The organism is Kitasatospora sp. NPDC036755 (assembly GCF_040636595.1).
Classification (GTDB): Bacteria; Actinomycetota; Actinomycetes; order Streptomycetales; family Streptomycetaceae; genus Kitasatospora.
On sequence record NZ_JBEZUT010000442.1, the window covers coordinates 1 to 5654 of the forward strand.

Annotated in this window: 8 protein-coding genes; 6 read left to right on the forward strand and 2 right to left on the reverse strand. The window is 74.7% G+C overall.

Going from position 1 to position 5654, the window contains the following annotated elements; translation table 11 throughout:
• Positions 1-78 precede the first annotated feature (78 nt).
• The 3 genes from AB0E96_RS37465 to AB0E96_RS37475 are packed head-to-tail and all read left to right on the forward strand — an operon-like array spanning position 79 to position 1765.
• A complete protein-coding gene (locus AB0E96_RS37465) occupies positions 79-777 on the forward strand; it encodes a class I SAM-dependent methyltransferase (protein ID WP_359830744.1) in 699 nt (232 codons plus the stop codon).
• Positions 774-1220: a hypothetical protein gene (locus tag AB0E96_RS37470; protein WP_359830745.1), complete on the forward strand. Its 447-nt coding sequence runs from the start codon at positions 774-776 to the stop codon at positions 1218-1220. Before AB0E96_RS37465 ends, AB0E96_RS37470 begins: the two co-directional genes overlap by 4 nt.
• Before the next feature lie 47 nt (positions 1221-1267).
• Positions 1268-1765 (forward strand): hypothetical protein, encoded by a 498-nt coding sequence (locus AB0E96_RS37475; RefSeq protein ID WP_359830747.1) that lies wholly within the window; start codon positions 1268-1270, stop codon positions 1763-1765.
• A 181-nt stretch (positions 1766-1946) separates the two neighbouring features.
• Here AB0E96_RS37475 and AB0E96_RS37480 read toward each other — a convergent pair whose 3' ends face one another.
• A complete protein-coding gene (locus AB0E96_RS37480; protein ID WP_359830749.1) occupies positions 1947-2711 on the reverse strand; it encodes an alpha/beta fold hydrolase in 765 nt (254 codons plus the stop codon).
• 201 nt (positions 2712-2912) lie between these two features.
• Between AB0E96_RS37480 and AB0E96_RS37485 the strand changes: the two genes are divergently transcribed.
• A complete protein-coding gene (locus tag AB0E96_RS37485; protein ID WP_359830752.1) occupies positions 2913-3719 on the forward strand; it encodes a hypothetical protein in 807 nt (268 codons plus the stop codon).
• Between the two features lie 30 nt (positions 3720-3749).
• Here the strand turns inward: AB0E96_RS37485 and AB0E96_RS37490 are convergent, their stop codons facing one another.
• Positions 3750-4103, reverse strand: coding sequence for a DUF6401 family natural product biosynthesis protein (locus tag AB0E96_RS37490; RefSeq protein ID WP_359830754.1), 354 nt, complete (start codon positions 4101-4103; stop codon positions 3750-3752).
• Positions 4104-4267: 164 nt separating this feature from the next.
• Between AB0E96_RS37490 and AB0E96_RS37495 the strand changes: the two genes are divergently transcribed.
• Positions 4268-5194 (forward strand): LLM class F420-dependent oxidoreductase, encoded by a 927-nt coding sequence (locus AB0E96_RS37495; protein WP_359830756.1) that lies wholly within the window; start codon positions 4268-4270, stop codon positions 5192-5194.
• A 149-nt stretch (positions 5195-5343) separates the two neighbouring features.
• Positions 5344-5577 (forward strand): hypothetical protein, encoded by a 234-nt coding sequence (locus tag AB0E96_RS37500; protein WP_359830757.1) that lies wholly within the window; start codon positions 5344-5346, stop codon positions 5575-5577.
• The last annotated feature ends 77 nt before the right edge of the window (positions 5578-5654 follow it).

The following is a 5654-nucleotide window of genomic DNA, read 5'->3' on the forward strand; positions in this document are numbered from 1 at the left end:
AGCGGTGTCCGTCCGCAGGTCAGCGTGCCGCAGGGTGGGGAATCGCGTGAGCAGGTCTGAGGAGCATCCGAGCGCAGGGTGGGGAAATCCAGAGACGGCCGGGCGCTGGCCCGGCGGCTGCCCGGCCCCGCCGCCGCGCTCGCCCGGACGGCCGCCGCCACCGCCGCCGGGTACCTCGTCCTCGGAACCCTCGCCACCTGGTGCGTCTACGACCGCTCCGGGCTCCACCGCTACGACTGGCTGCCCGACCTGCTGCCCGGCGGCGGCCCCGGCGAGTACCTGGTGATCGGCACCGGCCTGGACGAGGCGAGCCGCCCGCTCGCCGCCCGCCACCCGGAGGCCCACGGCCGGTTCGCCGACCTGTACGACCCGGCGCTCACCGCCGGCGGTTCGATCCGCCGCGCCCGCCGCCACTGCCCGCCCGCCCCCGGCGGCATCCCGGCCCGCCCGGACGCGCTGCCCGCCGCGACCGGCACCCTGGACACCGTCTTCGCCGTCTTCGCCGCCCACGAGCTGCGCCGGCCCGCCGACCGCACCGCCCTGTTCGCCGAGGCCGCCCGCGCCCTGCGCCCCGGCGGCACCCTGCTGCTGGTCGAGCACCTGCGGGACGCCGCCAACACCGCCGTCTACGGGCCCGGCGCCTGGCACTTCCTGCCCCGCGCCACCTGGCTCCGGCACGCGGCCGAGGCGGGCCTGCACCCGGCCGCCGAACGCCGGATCGCGGGCCTGGTCACCGCCTTCGCCTTCCGGAAGCCCACCCCGGGAGCCGCCCGATGACCGGTCAGGTGACCGGGCTGATCGCCGGACCGACCGCCCTGGAGGCCCAGCTGCGCCTGGTCGGCGCCGCCCTCGTGGCCGTCGGCCTGGTCCACGCGGTGCTGCCCCGCGCCATCGGCTGGCCCGCCGACCTGTCCGGTACGACCCTGCTGACCCGCCAGGTCTCCTACGCGCACCTCTTCTTCATCGGCCTCGCCTGCGTCCTGCTCGGTCTGCTCCCGCTCCTCCTGGCCCCCGAGCTGCTCGCCGGCGGGCGGCTCGGCACCGCGCTGCTGGCGGGCCAGACCCTCTTCTGGGGCCTGCGCTGGCTCTTCGAGTTCGCCTACTTCTCGCCCCGGCTGTGGCGCGGCGACCGTCTGCGGACCGTCGCGCACCTGGGCCTGTCGGTGCTGTGGACGTGGGTGACGGCGGTCTTCGCCGTCGCCCTCGGACACACGGTCTAGGATCATTCCGACCCCAGCAGCCCACACACCCCCTCAAGGACCATGCGGTGACCGTTGCCTCTCCCCGTGCTCGCGCCGTGCGCTCGGCCCTGTCGGCCGGCGCCGTCCTGCTGGCGGCCACCTCCTGCTCCGGTTCGGCCGACGCCCCGCGGACCAGTGCCCAGGCCAAGCAGAAGACCGACACGTACTTCACCGAGACCTTCCTCGCCTTCCCGAAGCCGATCTCGCCGGTCGTCGAACGGGACGGCGAGGAGCAGTGCTTCAAGAAGGACGCCCCCTCGGAGCCGGACGGCCGGGTCAAGGCCGTGACGTACCGCTTCCTGCGGGACATCCCGGCCGACCACCACGACACGGTCTTCGACGCCTTCCGCGGCCACCTGGTCGTGGCCGGGTTCGACGTCACCGACAGCAGGCCCGGCGTGATCGTCCTCACGAACCCGGACAACGGTTTCAAGGCCTCCCTCGTGGACGGCGACAACTGGCCCGCCACGCTGCTGGTCGGCTTCGAGTCCCCCTGCGTCCGGCCCGACGGCGCCAAGTCCTGAGCCGTCCCCGCCGCAACACGCCGCCGGACAGGGCGGGCGCCGCCAGGCACCGCCAGGACCCGCCGGAGGCCGGCCACGTCCGCCGGCGGATCGCGGCGGCGCTCGATCCGCCGCGACTGCCCGTGGGCCCGGGTGAGTTGCCCCCCTCCGAGCTGAGCCCAGGGGCGGGCCCGCCGGGCCGTCAGGGGTTCGCGGGCAACAGCGGGGTGCGGCGCGGCTGGGGCGGGAGGGCGAGGGTGAGGGCCTCGCGGGAGGCGGCCGGCAGCGCGAGGGCGGAGGCGGTCTCCGCGGGCAGCGGGTGGAGGCCGAGGAGCGCGGTGGCGAGCCGCGTGGTGGCGCGGTGCCAGTCGGGGACGCGCTGGAGCATGGCGTGGCCGCTGCCGGTGACGGTGTAGCCGCAGACCCGGGCACCGGCGGCGCGGCTGCGGGCGGCGAAGGCCCGGGTGTCGGCGGGCGGCGTGACGGTGTCGCGGTCGCCGTGCAGCATCAGGACGTCCCGGCCGGCGAGCTGCTCGCACGGGTCCTCGGCCGGGCACCACGGCGCGAGCGCGACCAGGCCGGTGACGCAGGGGTGTCCGCCCGCCCGGAGCGCGGCGCGCCCGCCCATCGAGTGGCCGACCAGCACGGTCGGCACCGGGCCCAGCAGCGCGGCCAGCTCGTCGAGCGCGGCGGTCGCGTCCCGGGCGGCGTCGGCCCGTTCGCCGTTCCAGCCGCGGTGGCGGTAGCGGACGGTCCCGATCGCGACGTCCGCCCGCGCCGTGGCCCGGGTGAGGCCGCGCAGGAAGCCGTGCATCCGCAGCAGCGGGAGGTTGAGGCGCCCGGGCCGGGCGTCGTTGTGCTCCTCGCCGCCGTGCAGCACCAGGATGGCCGCCCGGGCCGCTTCCGGCCGGACCCGCCAGTGCAGTGCGCGGTGCTCCACCGCGCGCTCCGCCGCCGTACCGCTCACTGCCGCACCGTCCCGTCCGTCCCGCCCCGTGCCCGACGTCCCCCGGATCGCCACTGTACGCGTGCGGACGGCCGGAGCATTCACCCGAGGGGAGCATCCCGGACAGCGGGGGCGCGCGGCCGGGGCGGGCGACTGCTATCCACGAAGGGTGGGGGGCCGGAAGCGCCGCTCGTGGCGCCGTGTCACCGAGTGGAGGACTCCGTGGCTCAGCAGCTCGCACTTTCCGTGGACTTCGGATCCGGCTTCACCGAGGCCTGGTCGAAGATCGCCAAGGTCATTCCGCAGTTCATCGCCTTCCTGGCGATCCTGGTCGTCGGTTGGTTCGTGGCCAAGGCGATCGCCAAGATCCTCGACCGGGTGCTGCGCAGGGTCGGCTCGGAACGGGTCGCGGAGCGGTCCGGAGTGGCCGCTCACCTGCGGGGTTCCAAGTACGACATGACCGGGATCATCAGCAAGGTGGTGTACTACATCATCCTGCTGATGGCCCTGCAGCTCGCGTTCGGCGTCTTCGGCTCGAACCCGATCAGCACGATGATCCACAGCATCGTCGCCTGGCTGCCGCGCGGCATCGTCGCCGTGGTGATCGTGGTGGTCGCGATGGCCATTGCCAACGCCGTGCGCGACATCGTCGGCAACTCGCTCTCCGGCGCCTCGTACGGCCGGACGGTCTCCACCCTGGTCTGGGCGTTCATCGTCGGCCTCGGCGTGATCGCCGCCCTGGGCCAGGCCGGTATCGCCACCACGATCACCGGACCGGTGCTGATCGCCGCGCTCGCCGCCATCACCGGTGTGCTGGTGGTCGGCGTCGGCGGCGGCCTGATCATCCCGATGCGCCAGCGCTGGGAGCGGTGGCTGGACGGCGCCGAGCGGGAGACCGCCCGGCTGCGCGGCACCGCCTACCAGGCCGGTCGCTCCGACGCGCTGTCCAACCAGCCGATCAGGCCGACCACCCAGACCGGTCCGGGCACCCCGCCCGCGCCGGGCATCGAGGGCGACCAGGACCGCTGACCGTCCCGCTCGGGCGGGGCCTGCCGGAGCTCAGACCTCCAGCAGGCCCTGCTCGCGCACCAGCCAGCAGATCGCGGTGAGCCGGATGACGGCGTAGTCGTAGCCGACCGGCTCCCGCCAGCCGATCTCGCGGAGCGCGTCCAGGAAACCCAGCGCGTAGTCCGACAACTCCTCACGGTCCAGGGGCCGGGGCGCGAGCTCCGGCCCCTGCGCGTACAGCAGCTCCCGCAGCATCGCCGCGTGCTGGTCGACCGCCGCGACGAAGCCGGGCTCGAAGGCGAACTCGGCCAGCCGGGGCGTGAAGGCCGTCACGATGCCGGGCAGCGGACAGCCGGCCGGCTCGTCGGGGGAGCGCCGGAAGGAATCGTCGGAGGTGGCGAACATCCGTCCACGTTAGGCGAGCGCCGGGGCGGGAACGGACGCCCGGGACGGTTCCGTGCTGAGACCTTGGCCACCCCGCCCACGCCCGCCCGCCGTGGCGGAAACGTTCCGTGGTCCACCGGATCCGCTCTGCCGATCAGCGGGTGCTCCGTACCAGAATGGCCGGCATGGACCTCCGCATCTTCACCGAGCCCCAGCAGGGTGCGAGCTACGACACCCTCCTCAAGGTCGCCCGCACCGCCGAGGAGCTCGGCGCCTTCAGCGCCTTCTTCCGCTCCGACCACTACCTGAGGATGGGCGACGCCGACGGCCTGCCCGGACCCACCGACGCCTGGATCACCCTGGCCGGCCTCGCCCGCGACACCAGCACCATCCGCCTGGGCACCCTGATGACCGCCGCCACCTTCCGGCTGCCGGGCGTCACCGCCATCCAGGTCGCCCAGGTGGACGCCATGAGCGGCGGCCGGGTCGAGTTCGGCCTCGGCGCCGGCTGGTACGAGGCCGAGCACACCGCGTACGGCATCCCCTTCCCCAAGGAGAAGTTCGGGCGGCTGGAGGAGCAGCTGGCGATCATCACCGGGCTGTGGCGCACCAAGCTCGGCGACACCTTCGACTTCACCGGCGAGTACTACACGCTGACCGACTCGCCCGCGCTGCCCAAGCCCGCCCAGGAGCACGTCCCGGTGCTGGTCGGCGGCCACGGCCCGGTGCGCACCCCGGCCCTGGCGGCCCGGTTCGCCGACGAGTTCAACCTGCCGTTCGCCTCCGTGGACGACACCTCCGCCCAGTTCGGCCGGGTCCGCGCCGCCGTGGAGCGGGCCGGGCGCTCCGCGTCCGACCTGGTCTACTCCAACGCCCTGGTGGCCTGCGTCGGCCGCGACGACGCCGAGGTCGCCCGCCGGGCCGCCGCGATCGGCCGCGAGGTGGCGGAGCTGAAGGAGAACGGCCTGGCCGGCACCCCGGACGAGGTGGTCGAGAAGCTCGGCCGGTACGCGGCGGTCGGCAGCGAGCGGATCTACCTCCAGATCCTCGACCTGGACGACCTCGACCACCTGGAGGTGATCGCCTCCCGGGTCGCCCCGCAGCTGGGCTGACGTCCGCCGCCGGGCCCGAGCGCCCGGGGGACCCCGGTCGCACCCGCGCCGACCTCCGCCCTTTACTCGTTTTTGGGAATGCGCCATGCTCCTTGGACGGGGAGCGGTGGACGGGGAGCGGTGGACGGGGAACGGCGGGGGGAGACCGGGTGAGCCGGACGAGAGCGATGCCGACGGCGGCGGTGCCGAGGGTGCCGCCGCCGCGCACCGCCGGGGAGCGGGTCGTCCTGCCCGCGCCGCACGACCCGCCCGCCCGGCACGAGCTGCGCGGCCCCGGACCGGCGGTGCTGCGCTACCCCGCCGGGGACCTGCTGGTCGTCACCGGCCTGCCCGGCAGCGGCAAGAGCACCCTGATGCGCCGCTGCGCGACACCGGACGAGTAGTGGACGTCCTTGTTGCCGACGGTGGAGGACCAGTAGTCGGCCGAGGCCCCGTCCTTGGACGGCTTGTCCATGTAGCG

Excerpts from the sequence above, each read along its gene's own strand:
- AB0E96_RS37470 (WP_359830745.1), top strand. The coding sequence starts at position 774 with ATGACCGGTCAGGTGACCGGGCTGATCGCCGGACCGACCGCCCTGGAG.
- AB0E96_RS37490 (WP_359830754.1), bottom strand. The coding sequence starts at position 4,103 with ATGTTCGCCACCTCCGACGATTCCTTCCGGCGCTCCCCCGACGAGCCG.
- AB0E96_RS37495 (WP_359830756.1), top strand. The coding sequence starts at position 4,268 with ATGGACCTCCGCATCTTCACCGAGCCCCAGCAGGGTGCGAGCTACGAC.